The organism is Rhodobacter capsulatus (assembly GCF_005144475.1).
GTDB classification, from domain to species: domain Bacteria; phylum Pseudomonadota; class Alphaproteobacteria; order Rhodobacterales; family Rhodobacteraceae; genus Rhodobacter; species Rhodobacter capsulatus_C.
The window spans coordinates 96,610-118,294 of the sequence record NZ_SWJZ01000030.1; the positions used below are offsets into that span (position 1 = coordinate 96,610).

A 21,685-nucleotide genomic window follows, 5' to 3' on the forward strand; every position below is an offset into this window, starting at 1 on the left:
CATGAGACAAGGTGCATTCAACAACGACTCAAAAGGGCAGTTTGCGGGGCATGAGACGTTCCCGCTCCGCCTGCTGTGGCTGAAGAAGGCTTTCGATGCGGTGGCTGAGGGCGCACCGTCTACAATATTCCACGAACAGGGCGCCATTACTCAGTTTGGTGTTGGACGCAATATGGCGGCTTCGATACGCTATTGGGCGCTCGCCTCGGGGTTTTTTCGAGAAGATGATCGTGTCATTCGCCCAACCGAGCTTGGCAAAGTTGTCCTCGCAGACAGAAAACTCGATCCATATATCGAAGATCCATCTACCATTTGGTTGACGCATTGGCATATTGCCAGCTCAGCTAAGATGACCACGACGGCATATTATGCATTCAATGCACTGGCAGTCATTGAGTTTGACGCAACGGGACTAATCGATGAACTTCAATCGTTAGTCTCGAATCGCAAATGGCGGGCGACGCGCGGCACTCTTAAGCGCGATGTGGAAGTCTTCCTACGCAGTTATGTTCGTCGCGGGGATGCTCTGAACGAGGACGCAGCTGAGCCGCTTTTGGCGGAACTTGGCCTTATTCGGGAAGCACGCCTTGGCGGATGGTATGAGTTTGTGCGTGGCCCCAAGCCGAGCTTAAGGGATGGTGTGTTCGCATATGCACTTGCAGACTTTTGGGAGCGTCAAGGCGGCTCGACCGCTCTGACTGCAGAGCAGATCTGTTATGCCCCCGGCTCCCCTGGCAGGGTTTTCAAGCTAGACGAAGACAGCGTCATCACGCGATTGATGAGACTTGATGCCCTGACCGATGGCGCTTGGCAATGGACCGATACGGCCGGTCTCCGTCAGATCCAACGACGCGAAGACATCGCACCGCTTTCACTAGTTGAACGCGCATATGACCATCAAGAATTGGCATTAAGCGCATGACCTTGCTGTCTAAATTTGTCGCGATCGACCGTCGCTTCGCCCGCTCGGCGCGAGTGGATGCCGACTTGAAAGGAACTCCGCCGCTCGTCGGCTATGTGATGCAGGCGAGCGTTGCTAAGGCGCTGACGACGCTTGCGAGCAGCCAGATCGCCTCGAAGCAAGGTGCGTTTACTTGGACTGGGCCTTACGGGGGCGGCAAGTCGAGCGCGGCGCTTCTGCTCGCCAATCTGATCGCCGGCGGCCCAGAGAATCGCAAGATTGCACAAAAGATCGCGGGCAAAGAGCTCAGCGCTCTCTATCGACAGGCCTTTCCTGAAGACGCCGGCTCGTGGCACGTCGTCGCGGTGACAGGCAGCCGAATGCGCCTGCGGGATGCAATCGCCGATGCTGCGTCGATCACTTTCAGCTGGGACGCGGCGACTAGGGATGCGGCGGTTAGAAGTGATGAAGCTCTGATCTCTATGGTCCAGGCTTCAGGTGCGGACAGCAGCAGCGGAACGTTGGTTGTGCTTGATGAACTCGGCAAGTTGCTCGAGCATGAAGCAAGTGATGGTGGAGATATCCACCTTCTCCAGGATATCGCCGAGTATGCTTCGCGCAGCAATGGACGGCTTGTTGTCATCGGCATCCTACATCAGTCATTTGAACAGTATGCCGCGCGCGCTGCGCGGGACGCGCGTCAGGAATGGGCGAAAGTACAAGGACGCTTCCACGACATTGCCTTTCTCAGCGGAGCAGATGAGACAGTCGCTTTGCTTGGTCGAGCGATATCCTGCAAGACGAAGCCCGGGGTTGCAGAGGTAAACGCTTTGGCCGTAGCCAAGGCTGTGGCCCTCCGCAGACCAACAGAAGTCGATGTACTGTCTCGAGCCTTGGCCCAGACCTGGCCTTTGAATCCGGTCACTTCCCTCCTCCTAGGGCCAGTCTCGCGCGCCAGGTTTGCGCAAAACGAACGCAGTGTCTTCGGCTTCTTGAGCTCTGCTGAACCCAACGGGTTCCAAGAGTTCCTTCAGTCTACCGACAACGGCGAAGCTACATATGATCCTGCGCGCCTCTGGGACTATTTGTCATCAAACTTTGGCATGGCGCTCGCGAGCGGCAACGATGGTGGCCGGTTCAGCCTTGCTTTCGAGGCAATTGAGCGGGCTGCAGCAAAAGGCACTGACCTCCACGTTGCGTTGACCAAAGCTGCAGCGATCATTGAGTTCTTCCGAAACGGGTCCGGCCTTGCACTTGCGGATGACATTCTCGCCTACGCCGTCCCTGGAGTGGCCGATGATGAGCGCCGCGCCGCCATCGCCAACCTGCTCGACTGGGCAGTCCTAATTCGGCAGCCGAGGCTCAATGGATACGCGCTTTTTGCTGGAAGTGATTTCGACCTAGACGAGGCCGTTACGCGCTCGATCACGCCGATCGACACCGCACAACTTGCAGGGATCCCGCAACGCGTTGGACTTGGCTTCGTCACGGCTAAGCGCCACTATTTCTTGAGTGGTGCCCTACGAACTTTTGAAATTACTCTGCAACTTGTTGGCAAAACCGATACCGGCAAAAGTGTTGCTGCAGAGATCTTAGCGAGGCAGGAGCGTGGCAGTGGCGCGTTGATCCTCCTCTTGGATGACGGATCGATGGGCTACGAGGGGCTCGGCCAGCTATGCAAGTCGGTCGCTTGCTTGCTGAAAGATAGTCGTCGAATTTTTGCCATAGGCGAAACGACCGAGGGTGGCGCCGTCTGCGCCAGCGCTGTTGAACTCATCGCTGTCGAGCGCGTGTTCCGTGATCACCCGCAGCTCGAAGGTGATCGCATCGCTAGACGAGAACTCGCTGCGCGACAATCACAGAGTGTCGATACATTGCACCGTACACTCGAAAGGGCCCTTGCCAGTGCCAAATGGGTGCTTTCACCAAAACCCGACCTTGCCACTTCGACCTCACTCGCTTCGGTGGCAAGCGCCCTCGCTGATGCGGGTTTTCCCGACACGCCAATTCTCAAAAGTGAGCTTCTGCAGCGCGACCGTCCTTCATCTAACTCGATGGCGGCACTACGAGATCTGGCGCATGCTATGGTCAGCCGATACGGCTCCAAAGACCTAGGAATAAGCGGCTATCCTGCAGAACTGGGGTTGTACCTTACAGTGGTGAAACCGTTCGGCCTTCATCGAGAGATCGAGCCCGGATGCTTCGACTTCGCTGCCCCAGACGATAGCGCGGAAGGGCGGTCCTTGCAGCCCGCTTGGTCAGTGATTGACCAAGCTGGCGATCAGAACCTGGAGCAGATATACGGGCTATGGGCCAAACCGCCTATTGGCCTCAAAGCCGGCGTTATGCCGGTGCTGGCGCTTTCTTACATGCTCGCAAATCGATCGAGAGTCGCCGTCTATATCGATGGGGTTTTCCAAACCGCTATCGACGATGTCACCGTCGACAAGCTCCTGCAGCGTCCAGCTGATTTTCGGTTACGGAAGATCGACAGGTCCGTCCGTGAGACCGCGTTCTTGGGCGGTCTCGCCCGCTATTTCGGCCTTAAGGACGAGATCGGTTCGCTTCCTGTCGCTCAAGCGCTCTTCCAACGCTTTGAGGCGTTGCCGCCCTATGCTGCAAGGACACATCGGGTAAGCGCGGATGCACAACTTGTCAGGCGTGTCGTGCTGAAAGCCAGCGATCCTGAGGGGATGTTCTTTGACGCACTGCCGGAGGCCTTTCCTGAGAGGCTGACGCCCGACCTAGTTTTGAGTGCCTTGGCGGAGTGCGAAGCAGCCTACCCAACGCTTTTGGAAGAGCTGCGTGCGGTATCGGCACGCGCCCTCGGCGTCGATCCAGCAACTTTTCGGGGTGTCGCGGAGCGTGCCGCCACTACTCAAGGGCTTACCAACGACTACAATTTTGAGGCCTTCGCGGCGCGCGCTGCTGCTATCGAGACGGGGACCGGCGACATTGAAGGCTTGGTCAGTATGCTTTTGCATCGCCCAGCACGCAACTGGTCGGACCGAGATCGTGAGCAAGCACTTACCGAAGTTGCGCGCTACGGTCGCCGGTTCCGCGAACTTGAGGCACTAGCGGTCGTTCGGGATCGCCGCTCACATACAGAGGCCCTTGCGTTGGTTGTGGGGCTGGATCCGCTCACTCCTCCGTTGATGCGAAGCTTTGTTCTCACCGATCTGGAGAAAATTGCCGCAGCGAACCTAGCCGATCGAGTTTTGGCAACGCTGGGCGCCGATCAAGCCGATCGCCAAATGCAATTGGCTGCTCTCGCTCGGGCTGTTGCAAGTTTGGCCGCAGATGAGTCGGAAGAAGAGGAAAAAACAGCATGAGTCGAGAACGACACATTCTGGGGGTTTCCGGGGGTCGTGACAGTGCTGCCCTGGCTGTTTACATGCGCCAACACCATCCGACGCTACCGGTCGAATATTTCTTCACAGACACTGGGAAAGAGCTCCCAGAGGTCTATGAGTTCTTGGACAGGCTTGAGGGTTTCCTTGGAAAGCCAATTGCACGTCTGAACCCGGACCGAGACTTCGACTTCTGGCTGTCAGAGTACGGAAATTTCTTGCCGTCGCCCCGAACACGCTGGTGCACTCGCCAACTCAAATTGAGGCCGCTGGAGCATTGGCTTCGGGACGACCTCGAGTCAGGAACAGTGGTCCACTCCTACGTTGCCATTCGATCTGATGAGCCGAGCCGCGAGGGCTACCAGTCGACCCATCCGAACATGAAAGTACACTTGCCTCTCCGTGACGCCGGGATAGATCGCGCCGGTGTGCTTGAAATTCTCAGTCAGGCGGAAGTTGGTGAACCCGCCTATTACAGTTGGCGATCCAGATCAGGCTGTACCTTCTGCTTCTACCAACAGAAGATCGAGTGGGTAAGATTGGCCGAGCACCACCCGGAGCGCTTTAAGGAAGCCGTGGCCTATGAGAAAACGGCTCTGAATGACGGCTCCCCCTTCACCTGGACCCAAGGTGAAAGCCTTACAGAGCTGATCAACCCCAAGCGCGTTGAGCAGATAAAGCTGGACTACGAGCAGCGCAGGGAGCGACTGCGCCGAAGCCGAAGGATCAACCCGCTATCAGCGCGTACCCCAGATTCCGTCGATGAAGCATATGGGATCGACGAGGACGCGGGTGGTTGTGTCATCTGCCACAAGTAGGTCAGCCCGACTTTACACAGGCTGACCATCGTAAGTCGCAATCGCGTCAACCGCCCGCTCAATGTCATCATCTGAAAGGTAAGGCGCCTGCGCGAAGATGATGCTTGGCTCGCCCGAAAGACGAGCAGCCAGATGGCCGAGACCGAGCAATTGCTCGGCACCTTTCACACCTAGGGCAATTTCGGATGTCCCTACACTTGCTACTTTCAGGATTAGCCGGTTGCCGAGGTTGTCACGAAGCTGCATTGGCATCACGTTCGCATCGGGACGTTGCGCCGCAAAGATCAAGTGGATCCCAGCTGCACGTGCTTTGACCCCCAAACGAGAGACATTTGCGGTTACGGCGGCCTTATAGTCTTCGGTGAGCATCCACTCAGCAAACTCATCGTGGATCAGAAACTTAAGCGGCAACCTGTCTTGAGATGTCACCTTTGCATTGAAGGTCCGAATGTCCCGAGCGCCATTTGCTCGGAACAGTTCGTAACGTCGTTCCATCTCAGCAATTAGGGTCTCCATGACCCCCATCGCCTGATCTTGCGACACGATGACTCCTCCTTGGAGGTGGGGCAAGCGCTCGATAGCAGCGTAGTCCACACCCATCTTCGGATCAATGAGATGTATGTGTGCGAGAGCGCTTGGGTTCGTTGCCGCGATGTCCAGAAGGAGAGCTTGGATCAAAACAGACTTCCCGCTGCCAGTTGCCCCGGCGACCAAGGTATGCGGTTCATGGGCCTGGCCTCCGCCGAACCCTCCACCCAGGTTCAGATAGAGAATTTCGCCGTCGAGCTCCTTCAGCCCAAGCACGAACGACGTGTTCACGCCGTTTGCATTTCGGTTGATTTCCCGCCGAGCCCAGACATCCCATAGAGAGACAATCTGGCGCTGCGGCCGAGCAACACCCACAACGATCTCGCCGGGCAGAGGCGAGATCGAAATCAACCGTAACCCGTGTGTGGTGAGCAAAGCGGACTGCCGCGCTTCAATGTCTTCGACCCTTAGGCGATCACTGCCGAGAAACCGGATCAGTGCCGCGTTTGGAGTCAATCTTGTCCCGACGATCTTGGCCTGAAGATTATACCCTAAGAGGGCTGTCCGCAGTTTTTGCGCGGTCTGCTCCAACCAGCTGTCTTCCTCCGCCGAGGCGGCCTTGGTTGTCTCGGCGTTACGCTGGACCAACTCTTGAAGCGTAGCCTGCGACAGCTCTGGGTGACCTTCGCTTTCAGTCGGCGCAGTCGAAGTGGAGGTCGGGACATGATCAACCGACCCACTTTCTTCCTCCGTCACTGCGACCAATTCGGGACTGAAAAGATCACGATCAGCGCTCGGTTCAGTGGTAATGCCGCTCGAAATGCCCGAGCCCTCAGTCGGAGCAGGCGGTTTGGGAATGACTTCATCAATGGCGTCTTCATCATCATCGAAGTCACTTATGGTTGGTGTAGGCAGAGCCCCCTTTGGGTCAATAGAGATCGTGTTGGTCCAATCCACTCTCGCTGCAGGCTCTCGATAAGCCGCCTGATCCCAGGGCTTGACCTCGCCAAGGGCGGATCGAAGGCTCGCAAGTGTCGCTCGTGCTTCATAGGCCTTGATCAGTTGGCGAAGGCCTTCGCGGCTAAAGGTTTCTTGGAGCCCATTTGCGATATCGACCAGCAGATCTTGCTCCCCGAGCGAACTTCCGTCATCCGCAGGACCGGATACAAAAATGTGCGAATACCCTCGCATGTCGATGGGCACAGATCCTCTGCGAATCCCATCCCGAACACGCTCAAGAAGGGCGGCGTTCCCGAGCGCCGCCGTTCCATCGAGCAAAAGATCTGCGATGCGCGACAACCAAAGGTCCCGGTCCAGACGACCGGGATCACCAAACAGCGCATCGTCCATCCGAGCGACCGTATGCCGCAACTGTTGTCGTGACTTGCGAGAAGCTTCCGAAAGCCCTGTGGCATTGATGTACTTTGCCTCGGTAATGATCGCTCGAAGTTGAGCATCACCATTCGGCCCCGACGTAACAGACAGGGCAAGTATATCTGCGATCCCTTCCTCGCGCTGTCCGAGCCACTCTGCATAGTCGTCGAGTAGAAACCAAGCGATTGTGGCACTATCGCCCAGCTCTTCGGCGACCAAGGCCCGACTGAGCACCAAGCCGATCAGTTCACCTGCCGAAACACCGCGCTTCGCAGCACGAAGCACAATATCTCCCGAGATGGCGGCAGCATCGTCAATCATCCGCTTTGCGAGCGCAGACAACCTCTCCTCACTGATACCCAAGGAAAGTTCGGCGAGACGTCGCCTGACCAAGACATGCAGAATCCGCAGTTCAGAAGTCGAGGAAACGACCATGTTTCGGCCGTGGGAACGCTGCCGCCTGTACCGAATAACGTTTATGCCTTGGGCGGCAAGTTGTCGCTTGTCGAGAAGGTCATCATATGTCGCAACCCATTCAGCAAGAGAATGGACCTCGTCGAACATCAACTTCAGGCTTTGATCTTGGAACGAGATCTGCCGGGCGGGGATGTAGTGCTCATTTGCGCTGTGCGACTGACGCCGAATGATGCAAGCGACAGCGTCTACATAAGCCCAACCCGCGTCTGGCTGCCTGGGGCATGTTAGATAGCTCGTCGCCTTGAGTTCATCCTCCGCAGTAACGCGTCGGTAGGACCAACGTGCCGGCACATGTTCCAGCATTGTTGGGTTATGAGCCTCAGCAGGGACCGAGAACCATGCCTCCTTTGCCTGCCGCGACACGACGTCATGGAGGAAAGCTACATCGATTTCGCGAGTAGTTCCGTCACTGGCAGGACTTCCACTGTCTAGCATTACTCCGATGCGTAGCTTGGACATGAAGTTCCGCGACGTTTCACTGACAACCACCGCATCAGGATCGCCATCGGAACGGTCCAATAGCTCCCCGTAGACATGTCCAAGCTTCGAACGATCGCGATGCCGAACCAAAACATTGCAGTGCACTTCGTCTTGGTCCTGGACAGAGCTCAGCGCATTCACTGTCGCGAGCGGGAGACCTGCCGCATCGCAATTGTACAGCATGATACTCAGATTTGAGCCCTCGTGTGGCTGTAGGTCGAGGTAACGCTCAATGAGTCCCCGGATCTGCTTGGCAGCTTCAGCGGGGTCGACATCCGTCGACGCTTCGGATGGATCTCGGACCGGGCGTTCAAGCAGCGAGTAGTCATTCACGGTCCCGGTCTCTGCCAAAAGCACTGGTTCGGTACCGTCGTAGCCAACCGCGATTTCTGGATAGAGTGGGTGGGCAAGCTCTTCTCTCAGATCCGAAAAGAAGAGTCTCGAGTCACCAAAATTGACATCAACGTCGGAAAGCAAGTAGTCGATCAGGCCGGTCAACGATCTGGCCTTTACAGCAGTGCCCGCGAGGCGCATTGGATGCCACGGGGCAACAATGGCGGAGGGCGCTCCACCGGTGACTTGGACTGTTCCGATGGCCAGAACTGGCTCCCAAAGGTCACGACGGTTGATGTCGCCGCTAGCGTGCACTTGGAGGCTTCGAAGCAAATCGGCATACGAGTTCGCCTGCTCAAGAAGCACTGACGACGCATATCCGGACCTCTGCAGGTCGCTCAAGGCGCTGCAGTAAAGGTCAGAAAATCTCCTCCAAGCCGCCTCTATGGCCTGCCCGCCAGCTGCAGTTACGCGGCCACCTGAAAGTGCAAGCTTCAACTGCTTTGGAAAGAGCTTTCCGATGTCATCGCCCACATTTGTTCGCGGCACCAATGAACCTGCGTCCTGGCCGAAGGCTGGCTGCAGCGTTCCGACATCGGCCAGTGAAACGGACTGCAGGGCCCCTTTCTGACTGACCGAAAGTCTTGCGACCTTGCCACGCACCAAAGGGCGCTTGAGGAGACGAGCGATCTCGTGCGGCAGCTCAAGACCTATGGCATTCGGTTGGGCCTGCCAAATCAATTGCACAACGGCGCGATCCGCACCGGCACCAGTCCCAGTCTCCAGGGCGATATCGAACTTGATCTGAAGGCTTGAGCGCGACGTAGAAACGTTCTTGCGATACTTCTTTCGACGCTTGGCGCTCTCAAGTAGCGCTTCATACTCAAACAGATGAGGGACATCCCAAAGGACGTTCGGCCCCATCAACGGCTTCAGACCTCTGTAGCGCAAACCGAATGCAAGGCCGACATCGGCGTTGATATCCAACCATTGGCCTTTCGTTCGGCGGGAGGATCTGATGACCAGTTTGCGCGCGCCGACAGAGGGCGTAACTTGTCCGAAAAGCCGCTCTACAGCCCGCAGTAAACCGTCGGAAAAATCGCCACATTCAATTGGGCGCCCGAATATGAAGCGCTCCCACTTCGCCCTCAGCGATCTGTCTTGCGCAAGATCTTCCCTGTGACTTTCAAAGAAGTCACGATCGTCGTCTCGCGTTTCTTTAAGCGATCGCTTCTTGAGGAGATTAAGGTACTCGATATCGGCGTCACTCAATCGCCCAGGTAGATCGAACTCAAAGAAATTCATTGTCTCTTCGGGAAGGGTCGTCTTCTTCTGCTTAAGCCCGGAAAAGAGCTGCAGAATATTTTCCGCTTCCCACTCGAAGGCAGCAAGCTCCGCTGCTTCCGGGCCCCAACTGGGCGCAGCCTCGATGAACTTCTCGATGGTCGTATGCGCTTCGACGACGATCTCATCGCGCACCACTTCAAAATGGGAACGAAGCTCCTCGCTATCGATGACTTGACGATTCGACCGCTGTTTGACCAACAACGGCTTCCGATCTGTGACGAGTTTCTCGTACATCCGTTTCCATCGAGGCGCCTGCCCAGAGTCCTTTTCACGGATACTGAGAAAGTAGCCACTGTCGCGAGGCAAGTGTAGGGCAGGAAGTGCCCAACCCAAAGCTTCCACAACCGGCTTGGACTGTTCCGCAACACAGAGGCGGGTCTGAGCAACGTAGTGAGAAATTTGATGCAGCGTCCAGTCATCGGCCGCATTCAGTCCTCGGAGGGCAGCCTTCCAAATGCCGACTTGGCTTTCAGGCAGTCCCAAGCCCGCGCTTGCCGACTCTACCCACGGATGAGGATCCTCCGTGAGTTGCTTGGCACCGAGCAAGGTAACATCCTGCAGGGAAGCGCCCTGATCATCGTCCGTGTTGGCAAGTAAAAGGGCTGGCCTGTCGCAGTCCGCATTCCGGATCGCAACAGTGCGCTCGTCCGTCACAATATGATCAGGCAACTCGTATCCGGCCACCAAAGACCTGGGAATCGCAATCTTTAGGCGCAGATCGGTAGCTGGATCCTTCAGCAATGCTGTTACGATGGCGGCAACCTGCTCACCGGTCAGGCGATCAAGCAGGAAACGCGCAACTCCGTCATCGTCGGCCAAACTGTTGAGACGCATGCGAAGAGACTGGGCGCCTGCAGCGCCGATGAGTTCTGAAGGTTTCACGTTGACTCGGACCGATAGAATGGGTTTTCGACGTAAGCGCAGGAATCTGACAGCCGCTTCAATAATCCAAGACTCGCGAGACGCTCTTCTAAGCGCCGAGCATTGTCAGAAAAATCTTCTTGATCAGCATTCCCGCTGTCGACGAAGGCACGGGCCTGCCCATCTCCAATGATGATCCCGTAGCGATCATACAGTCGCGCCAGAAAATCTTTGAACTCTATACGGCGTTCAACACAAGTGATCACGAGAGTTTTGAGTAAACGGTCGGTTGGCGCATAGCGGACGCGGCGACTCGATCGGCGCGAAGACAGGCCGATCGCACGTGCCCAAGTCGCATGCACCTTACCGACATGCTGCCTGTGTCGAGTGAGAGCCCGCTCTATGAGCTTGGCAACCAGTTGGTCGGGAGCGTCGGCTATGTCTTCGCTTTCGTCGGGATCTGGCCAGTCAAAAGCCCTCTTTAGTATGTCTGCGGCGTTGAGCATCGGTTCGTCTGAAGCGACAGCCGCGAGCCAATCGGGTCCTTCTGTTGCCGTCCGGATGTAGCGTTCCAGCGCCTGATGAGAGAGCATGTTGTTGTACTGGAATGAGTCAGCCGACAAATCGCGAACGACTGACTTCCTCGGTGAAACGATCTCACAGACTATCGTAGCGGGATCGCGCTCGAGAACTTCGCAAGAACGATCGAGCTGATACAGGATGATGTTGAGGCCCGTGACTGATACCAAGTGTGGGATCATGTCGTAAGCTGGGATCGGCATTGCAAGGATCGCCAACCAGTCTTCCGCCAGCTTGTCGAAAATGGGATGGGATGCGCATGGCAGAAACGAACCGGCACGTTCAACCCGGGCCAGTTGAGGCTCGCCCTGTAGGGCGCGGACCATGCCATCATAGGGTGCCGGGCTCTCGAGAAACTTCTCAACCAGCATTTTTCGCAGGTCGGCAGCGCGACTGCTGCGGCACAGCATCAGGTACAAGATTTCTCCGGTCCGAGCGAAGAAGCGCCGGTCAGTTGAAATGCCTCCCTTTGGGCTAACGCTCACGTCCTCGTAAAGTGCACTGGGCCCAAATGGGAAGACGAACTTTGAACTCCACCGCTTGTTGCTGGCTCCCTCGATCGCCGATCCCTGAAGGAACTTCACGACGGCGGCAAAGTCCTGAAACAGCTCGAAGCGATCACGCAGGTAGGAGAAATCGGAGTGCTCGAGTCCGCCTGCGCTCTGTGCCATCTTATCCAGCCAAAGAGACCAGGCCATGTCATCTGACCGAGCTTCGGCCTCGACCGTCATAACGTGGGGGTTGTTGAAGACGATATTTCGCAGCTTGAGCTGAACTTGGGGGCGATAGGAAAGGCTGTTAAGTGCCCCCTCAACGAGCGTCCGACCAGCTTTGTGCTCTGCCAAAAGCACTGTCAGGAATTCCATAAAAGTGAGCCAAGGCGATTGCTCGTCATGGAGGCGATGTCCCCAGATCGCCTCATCTACCCATAGCTGAGGCCCATTCTTATCCTCGAAAAACTCTGGGCGGCCAAGTACTTCAATCTTCATGCGCGCACCACAACGCGGCGTGGGTTCGCGCGCCCATCGCTTCCAAGTTCGATAAATCTCAGCACAAGCTCTCCTTCGACAGTTTGCGCTTCAACATCCAGGTTCCGTCGGTTCTCTGTCTCCCTGAGCAGCCGGGCTTTGAACGCGAGCAGATCTTCATGGCATTCAAGAGAAAAACTGCTAGGCAGCGCCCCTTCCGCAACCCTACCCAGGAATTCGAAGCGTGTCGGCGAAAGCGCAAGCGTGACAAGTGGTAGGTCATTGCCTCTGACTAACCTAACTGACGCTCCGAACCCACCGACGCCGTCCGCGACAAGACTGACTTCCTCGCCCGAAGCGCGCGGGACCGAAATCACTTCGTCAAGGAGCGGGCTCCGTTTTGATTGCGAGTAGCTTCCCGACGTTGCGAGGACGAGTTCATCTTGGTTCTGCACCAGCATCCCAGTAAATATTCGGTTCAAACCACGCACAATCTGGCCAAGCGCCTGACGTGGAAGCGCTTGTTTATCCTTGAGCTTTTCTGCGACTTCCAAGTAGAGGCCCGCATATCGGAACACCGTCAGATCCCAGAGCTGATATGTCTCGACCAACTCACTTGGCAGGGTGAAGAAGAGCCGTTGACGCTGGGAGCGTAGAGCATCGAGAAACTGGCTTCGATCGGATCCTTCTTCTCCTTCGAGATAGCTTCGCTGTGCCAGGCTGAAAGCGGGCGTTACACCATAAATTTGATCAGATTGAACCAGCTTTGCGTAATGTTCGGCTTGGGCCGGGTCGTCGGCGCCATAGACGAGAAGATTATCTACTCGATTGCTGGTCTCCGATCCGATTCCGAACAAGTTCAGCTTTTTGAACAGTTCGGTTTTCTCAGCACGGCTCGGCTTGAGATTTTCGCCGAAGATGTTGCGATAGATGCTTGCCAGATCGGCACTCCCTGAACTTTGAATATTCGGCACGTCTGCGCACGACATAAGCCCATCCCGGGCTTCAGGATGCCCTAGTAAGCTATTCGCGATCAGAGCTAGAAGTTGACGAACAGGGAAATGACCCCCATTGCGCTCACTCAGTTCAATCAGCGACGTGAGACGATGCTGAAGTGGATTTCCGTCGTCCTGCGCCATTAGGCGACGACGGTTCTCGCGGATTGGGCAAATGAGACCATCGGCCTGGGACGGGCAACTAGCACAGCCGCTCCACCCACCATGCTGAGTGATCGCATCTATGATGTCAGCGGTCATCTTTGCCGCCGGTGCCCGGCTCAAGTCCTTCAGCTGCAATCGAACGTCAAGATCTTCGCTTTTCCCCGTAACGAGCAGATCCTCGACAGCCTTCGCGAAACGCTTAACCGCCGCGTTGTGAGGCGAAGTCTTGAGTTTCTCCAACAGTTGGCCGTGATTTGCAGCGAGCAGGTAGAAGGTGCGCGCGGCCGGGTCTACCACATCCCGCGCGACCGCCTCGATCAGTTCGGCTCCTTCGTCGTCTTTGAGCTCACTTAGATCCTTGACAATGACCAAAGTGCGGCCGCCGAGATCAAGCTTTTGTATCTTCGACCCCAGGTTCCAGACCTCTGGATCACCACCGAGTGCGAGCCAGACCTCGCGGCAGTGGTAGGTCTTACCGTCGCCCGCCGTACCGGTAATGATCTGCGAAAGTGGCGAGTCGCTTTTGAAATTGATCAGGAAATCCGCCAGGAACTGGGCTGGTAACGCGATCGGGACGATTTTGTGGCGTTTAAGCGCACGCTGGATCGACTCATCGTACATGTTGTCGTTGGTTGGAATGGGGCCATAGTTCCGCAGAAACCGCACCCAAGTCGCTGCCGAAGAAACCTCAGACAAATACACCCCCCAAATCCGCTTACCCTAACTGGTAGGACATCAAGGCATGATCGCAAAGAGCAAAGATGCGGCCAACACATTGCTCCTACGCGAAAAGGGAGCCAATCGCTACAACTGCACGGCTATGGTCGCAGGGTCTTCCTGCTGACCAGCCAGTGCCGAACCTTGATAAAAGCGGTTGTCAGCAATTGGTAGGCAGCGCTCACGCGCTGCCTGTCGCCATGCGGTAAACCGGGATGCCCATCTTGCGGGCCTTGTCGGCCAGGTTGTCCTGGATGCCGGTGCCCGGGAAGACCACGACGCCGATCGGCATGCAGTCCAGCATCTGGTCGTTGCGCTTGAAGGGCGCGGCCTTGGCGTGTTTGGTCCAGTCCGGCTTAAAGGCGACCTGCGGCACCTTGCGGTTGGAGGCCCAGGTGGACGCGATGCGCTCGGCACCTTTGGGTGATCCACCGTGCAAAAGCACCATGTCGGGGTGTTTGGCGTGGATCTGATCGAGACGATTCCAGATCAGCCGATGATCAGTGGTGTCCCCACCCGAGAAGGCAACCTTCGGGCCCGGAGGCACCAGGCTTTCCGTCTCTGCGCGTTTCTTGGCGGCGATGAAGTCGCGGCTGTCGATCATCGCGGCGGTCAGGTGGCGATGGCTGGTGCGCGATCCCGAACGCGGTGACCAATGGGTTCCGGTGGCCTTGAGGAAGAGGTCGGCAGCGGTTTCGCGGAAGAGTTCCATGCTCTCACGCCGGTCGATCAGGCCCTGCCCAATGTCGATCAGGGTTTCAAGCTGGACGGATTTCACCTCGGAGCCGTCCTGTTCGCTCTGAAGGCGTTTCTGCGATTGCTCGTTATCATCGAGCTTGGTCTCGATCCGCTCGGCGGCGCGGTGGAAGGTGTTGACGGTCGACCACAGGATCTCGTCGAGGTCGAAATCGAGGCTAGTGTCAGCCATGGTGGAAATCAGGGCGTCAAAGATGTCGGCGACCGCGGTCTGGATGACGTGGTCTTCGGGCGTGATCCGGGGATCGGCCTCGCCCGCTGCGGGGCGGTAGCCATAGAGCTGAAGATCCTGGATCATGGTGTCGGTCGGCGAAGAGGTGTGATCGGGTTCGAATTCGTCATGGGCGTACATGGGATGCTCCATCGTCTGGACCGCGACCGTCGCGGCCTTCATGGCGACGAAAAGCCGACAAGCGGTCCGGTCTGGCAGCCCGAGCCTTTTGCGAGGGCCTTGATGGCCAAGCCCGGCTATTTTGCCTCGCGATGCAAAGGCGGCTCTGCCGCCGGCGGAAAATAGTCGGGCGCCGCCATTGCCTGACCGGACCGTTTGTGGGCCGCTCGCCCTCCAGAAGGCCGAGGCGCGGTCCCGCTGATGGAACTGCAGCCTCGTATGCAAGTGATGAGATCGGACCTCTGGGATGACCCGGCTCAAAGGGTCAGATGATCCTGCGTCAGGAAGCGGCTGACGTCCTCCGGCGCGAGTTGCACCCGGATATGCGCCCGAAGTGCATCCAGACCGCGGGTGGTGAGATCGTCGTTGAAATCCCCCTGTATGGGTGAGAGCGCGATTGCCTCGATCCCGACCTCGTGGGCCCGGGCGACCAAGCTATCCCTTGCACCGTCTCCCGCCGGATCGTTGTCGCGGACGATATAGAGCCTGCGCAGATGTGCCGGAAAGAGGAGGGCTGCGAGATGTCCGGCCGACAGCGCTGCAACCATCGGCATATTGGGCAGGGCCTGTCGGAAGGAGAGCACGGTCTCAATCCCCTCCCCTGCTGCCATGACCTCTTTGGCCACACCGAACCGGACCGCGTGGCCCAGCAAATCCCCCATCGCCTTCCGCTGTGTGTCGACAGGCGCCTTTGAGCCACCATCACGCGCAAGCCAAGTGCGGTGGACCCCAGTGACCTTGCCTGCGAGGTCGGTAACGGCAGCGATCATCGCGGGCCAGGTCTCGGTCTGATCCTCGCCCTGCCCCCGATAGTAGCAGTTCTGGTGGAACTTCAGGGCACCGGTGTCGCGGAGATCGGTGATGCCACGGATCCGCAAATATGTTGCTGCCAGCGAGCCTTTGAGCGGGCCGGACATGCCAAGGAGCCGCCGTGCCGCTTCCGACGATCCAGAGGGTGCGGGAGCGAGCTTCGGCGTCGGGGTGTTTGGGATCGGTTCCACTTGCGGCAGGCTGAGGAAGCGCCGGGCTTCCTCAAGCACGTCGGCGAAATCGCTGAGCCCAAGGCTTTCGCGGATGACGTCGAGGAGATCACCATGGCTGCCCTCTGATGGATCCTGCCATTTGCCAGCGGCGCCCTTGCCTGAAGCGGGGCCAGTGAGGCGCACGAACATCGAACGCCCTGCCGTGTTGCGGACATCGCCAACCTGCCAGTAATTGCCCTGCCTGCGCCCGTTGGAGAGATAGGTTCGACAGACAGCCTCGGCCTGTTGGCCAAGGCGCTGCGCCAAATCTGCGGCATCAATACGGGACATCAGACAACCTCACGCTCAGAAATGCGGGAGATAGGCCAGAGGTTGAGAAGCTTGGCAAGAACTCCCGTGCCATCAGGTCCGACTGGCACGAAGAAGCGCAGTTTCCACGAGATGATCTCGCTGAAGAGGCCATAGGCACGGAGTCGTTCGCGCATGCCTTCGGTGAACCCGGTCAACTCGATCCGGTTTACCCCCATGACGCGGGATCGACGCAGTTGCAGGCTCTCAGTCAGATCGAGGATCGTCTTTCCCTCGATCAGCGCAGCGTAGGCTTGTTCGGCAGAAAGGTTTGGCACCCCTGCCCCGGTTGCCGTTGCAGCCCAGGCGGGTGAGACCGTCCGTCCAATGATCCGCTCGCCGTCATCGGTCTGAAGGCGATAGACGCGGGTTTCGTCCTGGGGCAGGCGCTTCCAGACCGGTAGCAGGAGGCCAGACACGACATGCAACGTGCTGTCGGTGAACTCCGGCACCTCTGCCACTTCGGCATTCCAGGCGGCGACAAAGGTGGGGCGGTCTGTCTCGACCCATTGCGTGCCGCCCAACAGGCGGACGGCGATGCTCTGACTTTCCGTGGGACGGATCAGTCGCACGCGCCGTTCGATCTCGCCGTCGTCGAGCATCAAGCTGGTGGTTGGCACTTGGACTGACGCCCTGCCCGAACAGCTGTTGATCATCAGGACGCCTCGCGGATCGTCGAGTTCGGCGAGGGCCTCATCCAGCAATCGCGGCCGGTTGCGGCGGCGTTCCGTAATGGAGAGAAGTCGGGTTTCCGCGCCGGTGGTCGGATGAGTGTAGATCACCTGACGGTCGGTGACGCGGAAGCTCTCGGCGCGCAGGGTTTCAAGCCCAAGATCATAAGTGCCCGAGGCTATCGCCCCGTCGATCCGGGCTTCCAGCAGTTGCTCGAAGGCCGTGAAGAGGATGCCCTGCATCTCGATGGTCAGGGCCAGGAGCCGGTTCAGGAAGGTGGTGATCGGCGGCAGATCATCTTTGATGCCATTGCTATCCATCAGCTTCAGGCCGGTTGCCGCCTCGAAGCGCTGCAGCGAACAGCCTTCGATCTTGCCGCGCACGATCAGAAGGTAAAGTTGGCGCAGCGCCTCTCGCGCATAGAGGCTTTCGAGATTGTCCTCGGGCCGGAACAGCCCCTGCCCTCCTGTCTGACGTTGCCCGCGGGTGATGGCGCCCAATGTGTCGAGGCGGCGGGCGATGGTGCTGAGGAAACGTTTCTCCGCTTTCACATCGGTCGAGATCGGCCGGAACAGTGGGGGCTGCGCTTGGTTGGTCCGGTTGGTGCGCCCAAGTCCTTGGATGGCGGCATCGGCCTTCCAGCCCGGTTCCAGCAGGTAGTGGACCCTGAGCCTCTGGTTCTTGGCCGAAAGCTCGGCGTGATAGCTGCGCCCGGTGCCGCCCGCATCGGAGAAGATCAGGACGCGCTTCTGGTCATCTATGAAGGCAGAGGTCTCGGCAAGGTTGGCTGATGGCGCGCGGGTTTCCACGGCAAGTCGTGCCGTCGAACCTTCGCCCTTGCGGATGATGCGGCGCGACCGTCCCGTCACTTCAGCGACCATCTCCGTCCCGAAATGCTGGATCACTTGATCGAGCGCGCCCGGAACTGCGGGCAACGATCCGAGGTGCTCCAGCATTTCATCGCGCCGGCGCACGGCCTCGCGGCATTCGACCGGCTGACCATCGCGGAACACCGGGCGTGAGGACAGATTGCCTTCACCATCGGTGAACGGTTCATAGAGTTGAACCGGGAAGGAATGCTGAAGATACGAGCCAACGTACTCCCTGGGCGTGACATCGACCGTCAGGTCATTCCATTCCTCGGTCGGGATTTCCGCCAAGCGCCGTTCCATCAGTGCCTCGCCGGTCGAGACGATCTGGATGACCGCTGCATGGCCTGCCGCCAGATCGGCCGTCACAGACCGGATCAGCGTGGGGGTTTTCATCGAGGTCAGCAAGTGGCCAAAGAAGCGCTGCTTAGTGGATTCAAAGGCCGAGCGTGCTGCCGACTTGGCCTGGCGGTTCAGGGTGCCGTCCGACCCCGTGATGTTCGCCGCCTCCATCGCCGCATCGAGGTTGTTGTGGATGACGGCGAAAGCGCCCGCGTAAGCATCATAGATGCGGCGCTGTTCGTCGGTCAGCTGATGTTCGATCAGCTCATATTCGACGCCGTCATAGGAAAGCGACCTTGCGGTGTAGAGGCCGAGGGCGCGAAGATCGCGGGCCAGCACCTCCATGGCGGCAACGCCGCCGGCCTCGATCGCCTCGACGAATTCAGCACGGGTAGCGAAGGGGAAATCCTCCCCGCCCCAGAGGCCAAGCCGCTGGGCATAAGCGAGATTGTGGACCGTCGTGGCCCCGGTTGCAGATACATAGACAATGCGGGCGTCGGGCAGTGCGTGTTGCAGGCGCAGGCCTGCCCTGCCCTGCTGCGAGGCCTCGACATCGCCACGCTCGCCCTTGCCGCCTCCGGCATTTTGCATGGCGTGGCTTTCGTCGAAGATGATGACGCCGTCAAAGTCGCGGCCCAGCCAGTCCACGATCTGACGGACGCGAGAGACCTTTTCGCCTCGATCATCCGAGCGGAGCGTCGCATAGGTGGTGAAGAGGATGCCCTCCGACACGGTGATCGGCTTGCCTTGGGCGAAGCGTGACAGCGGCGTGACCATGAGCCGTTCTTGCCCAAGGGCCGACCAGTCGCGTTGCGCGTCCTCAATCAGCTTGTCGGATTTCGAAATCCAGACTGCCTTACGCCGACCTCGCTGCCAGTTGTCGAGGATGACCCCGGCCGATTGGCGGCCCTTGCCTGCCCCCGTGCCATCGCCCAGCATGAAGCCGCGACGGAAGCGGACCGAGCCAGCCACTCCGTCAACAGCAGCGCCGACCGTGTCGAAGGTCTCGTCCACGGTCCAGCTTCCGGCGAGATGGTCGGAATGGGCCTCGCCGGCATAGATCACAGTCTCCAGCTGGGCATCCGACAGCCGCTGGCAGATGTCCGCAGGCAGCATGGGCCGATAGGTCGGGCGCGGTGGTGCGACCGATGCCATGGCCGCCGATTGCACCAGCTTTGTCGGGTGCGGTACGGTGCCGGGAATCCGGATCGATTGCAGGCCGTATTCTTCGTAGATCGCATCTGACAGGCGTTCAGCGTCGGAAGGTACCGCGTCGATGGTCTCATAGGCTATTTCAACAGCAACCGGGGATGCAGTCGGCTTGCGCGTCGTCGGGGCGGCATTGACCCGAGCGAGATAGCCGCGGACTGAGCGCGGAGGCGAAGTGGGTGACGGCGGCTTCGGCAAATCGACGATAGCACGCGACGGTACATGGTCGGCTATCCAGCTGAGAAGGGTCGCGACGTCGGGTGCAATACCGGGAGAGGCCGGGAAGCGCGTGGGATCGTCGGCCGGGATTTTGTCAATCACGGTCAGTCGCGTCGGAAACGTCGTGCCATGCCGCGCATAGACCGAGCCGTCGATCGCCGCCGAGAACACCACCTGCCCCCGTCCCTGCAATCTCACGAAAGCATCACGCCAAGCAGGCATGTCGGGACCGAAACCGGCGCCGGTGATCGTGACCAATCGCCCACCTGGCGCTAGGCGCGCGAGCGCGGAGGCGATGTGCCGGAAGGCGGCGTCCTGAACTTTGCCAGTGACGTTCGCCATCGCAGAAAACGGTGGGTTCATCAGGACAATAGATGGCACAGATCCAGCATTGAGGTGGTCGTGAATCTGCGTGGCATCGAAGCGAGTGACGGAAAGGGCCGGGAAGAGGGAGGAGAGGAGATCGGCGCGGGTATCGGCCAACTCGTTGAGGATCAGGCTGCCGCCGGAGATTTCCGCAAGGATCGCTAAGAGGCCGGTGCCAGCCGAAGGCTCAAGCACCACATCATTGGGCCCAATTGCCGCTGCGTTCAGCGCAGCGAACCCGAGCGGGATCGGGGTTGAAAACTGCTGCCGTGCCTGGCTTTCCTCAGAGCGGCGCGTATGGCTGGGCAGAAGGCCGACGATCTTCGAAAGCGCGGCCAATCGCGCCGTAGGTGCGTCAGCTTGGCGGAAGATCGCGCGGCCGTACTTCCGCAGGAAGAGGACGGTCGCGGCCTCGCAGGCATCATAGCCCGCCTTCCAATCCCAAAGGCCTGAGGCATCGGATGCACCGAAGGCTGCCTCCATGGCGACACGCAGCGCCGCGCTGTCGACACGCTGACCGCTTTCAAGCGACGGCAGCAGAAGGCCAGCTGCCGTCAAAATGGCAGAAGCCGAGGCGACCGGCGCTGGCGCCAAGGTCGCCGGGGAAAGGTCGTTCATCGGGAAATCCTCAAGAGAGCAGGAACGGGTCAGGCCCGATCAGCGCTCTCTCTTACCCGCCGGACCTGACCCGTCCCAGCTACCCTCTCCCTCTTCGCGCCAGGGACAGTCGCCCGAATGGGTGGAGACTGCCTCGGCTGGCTCCAGTCCGAAGGACCAGGGCCCAGTCCCGGCGGAACGCCGGGAGGTGCTAACCCCCTTCTTCGGTAGGTAGCCGAAAACGTAGCTTAGTCCAAACGGGATAGTGTTCTGTCAGCGGCTGCGAATGCTTAGCGTTCGACATAATGTTGCCTGAGGGCACGGTAAGCGTGCTAAGCGAGGCTCAGAGTGCATAAAATATGGTGATGGCATGGCAGCTCACGAACCCGATCAAAAGGCAGTCTATGAACAACGATGCGAGGACTTTCGCTCTCTCAACGGTATCCTCTGGCAAACACCACTTATCATCATGACGTTGACAGGCGGGCTCTGGTTCGCAGTGGCCAGCTTTGCTCTGAGTGACGCAGCTCGCTCTTTGTTGCTCTGGTTTGCATGCATAGCGAACTTTTTGATGATTGGAGCACTTTTCAGACTGCGTTGGGTGATGCAGCGGGTGCTGGAAGACATCCGGACTTATGATGGAAAGCCCCAAACCAAACGCAATTACATAATCGTGGGAATCTTCTCGACTTTGCTTCTGTTCACTGCCGGCGTTTCGGCGGTTGCCGCTTGCCATCCAGGTAAGTACTTCATAAAGCAAACCGCCATACAAGCTGAGGACTGATGGCATTGTCCCAGTGCTTTGATTCCATTGACTATTATGAACGAGATCCCAAAGCATTTGCGGACCGCTATGACTCGGTGGCCTTTGAAGACGTTCACCCTCACGTTCTAACCTATCTCCCTTCGTCGGGGAGCGTGCTCGACGTAGGCGCCGGCAGCGGACGCGATGCTCGATTCATGGCAGCACGCGGGTTGAAAGTTACCGCCGTTGAACCATCAGCCGGCCTACGAGATCTTGGTGCCCGAAACAGTAAGGG

Annotated in this window: 11 protein-coding genes; 5 read left to right on the forward strand and 6 right to left on the reverse strand. The window is 58.5% G+C overall.

Annotation, left to right across the window (positions count from 1 at the left end; translation table 11 throughout):
• Nucleotide 1: 1 nt before the first annotated feature.
• The 3 genes from FBT96_RS09325 to FBT96_RS09335 are packed head-to-tail and all read left to right on the forward strand — an operon-like array spanning nt 2 to nt 5,069.
• Nucleotides 2-922: a DUF4007 family protein gene (locus tag FBT96_RS09325; RefSeq protein ID WP_136906014.1), complete on the forward strand. Its 921-nt coding sequence runs from the start codon at nt 2-4 to the stop codon at nt 920-922.
• Nucleotides 919-4,233, forward strand: a complete 3,315-nt coding sequence (locus tag FBT96_RS09330) for an ATP-binding protein (protein WP_136906015.1) — start codon at nt 919-921, stop codon at nt 4,231-4,233. The genes FBT96_RS09325 and FBT96_RS09330 overlap by 4 nt, the downstream gene beginning before the upstream one ends.
• Entirely contained in the window at nt 4,230-5,069 is an 840-nt protein-coding gene (locus tag FBT96_RS09335; protein ID WP_136906016.1) for a phosphoadenosine phosphosulfate reductase family protein, read from the forward strand. Before FBT96_RS09330 ends, FBT96_RS09335 begins: the two co-directional genes overlap by 4 nt.
• Before the next feature lie 12 nt (nt 5,070-5,081).
• Here the strand turns inward: FBT96_RS09335 and FBT96_RS09340 are convergent, their stop codons facing one another.
• The 6 genes from FBT96_RS09340 to FBT96_RS09365 form a co-directional block, all read right to left on the reverse strand.
• The gene (locus FBT96_RS09340; RefSeq protein WP_212635376.1) at nt 5,082-10,490 is read right to left on the reverse strand and encodes an FtsK/SpoIIIE domain-containing protein; all 5,409 of its coding nucleotides are present in this window, start codon (nt 10,488-10,490) and stop codon (nt 5,082-5,084) included.
• The gene (locus tag FBT96_RS09345; protein ID WP_212635377.1) at nt 10,487-12,037 is read right to left on the reverse strand and encodes a hypothetical protein; all 1,551 of its coding nucleotides are present in this window, start codon (nt 12,035-12,037) and stop codon (nt 10,487-10,489) included. Before FBT96_RS09345 ends, FBT96_RS09340 begins: the two co-directional genes overlap by 4 nt.
• Nucleotides 12,034-13,797, reverse strand: a complete 1,764-nt coding sequence (locus FBT96_RS09350; RefSeq protein WP_136906036.1) for a hypothetical protein — start codon at nt 13,795-13,797, stop codon at nt 12,034-12,036. The genes FBT96_RS09345 and FBT96_RS09350 overlap by 4 nt, the downstream gene beginning before the upstream one ends.
• A gap of 277 nt (nt 13,798-14,074) precedes the next feature.
• Nucleotides 14,075-15,001, reverse strand: coding sequence for a DUF2493 domain-containing protein (locus FBT96_RS09355; protein ID WP_136906017.1), 927 nt, complete (start codon nt 14,999-15,001; stop codon nt 14,075-14,077).
• A 296-nt stretch (nt 15,002-15,297) separates the two neighbouring features.
• Nucleotides 15,298-16,353, reverse strand: a complete 1,056-nt coding sequence (locus FBT96_RS09360) for a DUF7146 domain-containing protein (protein WP_136906018.1) — start codon at nt 16,351-16,353, stop codon at nt 15,298-15,300.
• The gene (locus FBT96_RS09365) at nt 16,353-20,666 is read right to left on the reverse strand and encodes a strawberry notch-like NTP hydrolase domain-containing protein (protein WP_136906019.1); all 4,314 of its coding nucleotides are present in this window, start codon (nt 20,664-20,666) and stop codon (nt 16,353-16,355) included. Before FBT96_RS09365 ends, FBT96_RS09360 begins: the two co-directional genes overlap by 1 nt.
• Nucleotides 20,667-21,015: 349 nt before the next feature.
• On the opposite strand from FBT96_RS09365, the gene FBT96_RS09370 reads away from it, so the two are divergent.
• Both FBT96_RS09370 and FBT96_RS09375 read left to right on the forward strand, forming a co-directional pair.
• Nucleotides 21,016-21,429 (forward strand): hypothetical protein, encoded by a 414-nt coding sequence (locus FBT96_RS09370; protein ID WP_136906020.1) that lies wholly within the window; start codon nt 21,016-21,018, stop codon nt 21,427-21,429.
• On the forward strand, nt 21,429-21,685 hold a 257-nt coding region (locus tag FBT96_RS09375; protein WP_136906021.1), incomplete at its 3' end, for a class I SAM-dependent methyltransferase. The genes FBT96_RS09370 and FBT96_RS09375, both read left to right, overlap by 1 nt.

Coding starts and splice junctions, on each gene's coding strand:
- FBT96_RS09355 (WP_136906017.1), bottom strand. CDS start 15,001: ATGTACGCCCATGACGAATTCGAACCCGATCACACCTCTTCGCCGACC.
- FBT96_RS09330 (WP_136906015.1), top strand. CDS start 919: ATGACCTTGCTGTCTAAATTTGTCGCGATCGACCGTCGCTTCGCCCGC.
- FBT96_RS09370 (WP_136906020.1), top strand. CDS start 21,016: ATGGCAGCTCACGAACCCGATCAAAAGGCAGTCTATGAACAACGATGC.
- FBT96_RS09360 (WP_136906018.1), bottom strand. CDS start 16,353: ATGTCCCGTATTGATGCCGCAGATTTGGCGCAGCGCCTTGGCCAACAG.
- FBT96_RS09365 (WP_136906019.1), bottom strand. CDS start 20,666: ATGAACGACCTTTCCCCGGCGACCTTGGCGCCAGCGCCGGTCGCCTCG.
- FBT96_RS09325 (WP_136906014.1), top strand. CDS start 2: ATGAGACAAGGTGCATTCAACAACGACTCAAAAGGGCAGTTTGCGGGG.
- FBT96_RS09350 (WP_136906036.1), bottom strand. CDS start 13,797: ATGTACGATGAGTCGATCCAGCGTGCGCTTAAACGCCACAAAATCGTC.
- FBT96_RS09335 (WP_136906016.1), top strand. CDS start 4,230: ATGAGTCGAGAACGACACATTCTGGGGGTTTCCGGGGGTCGTGACAGT.
- FBT96_RS09345 (WP_212635377.1), bottom strand. CDS start 12,037: ATGAAGATTGAAGTACTTGGCCGCCCAGAGTTTTTCGAGGATAAGAAT.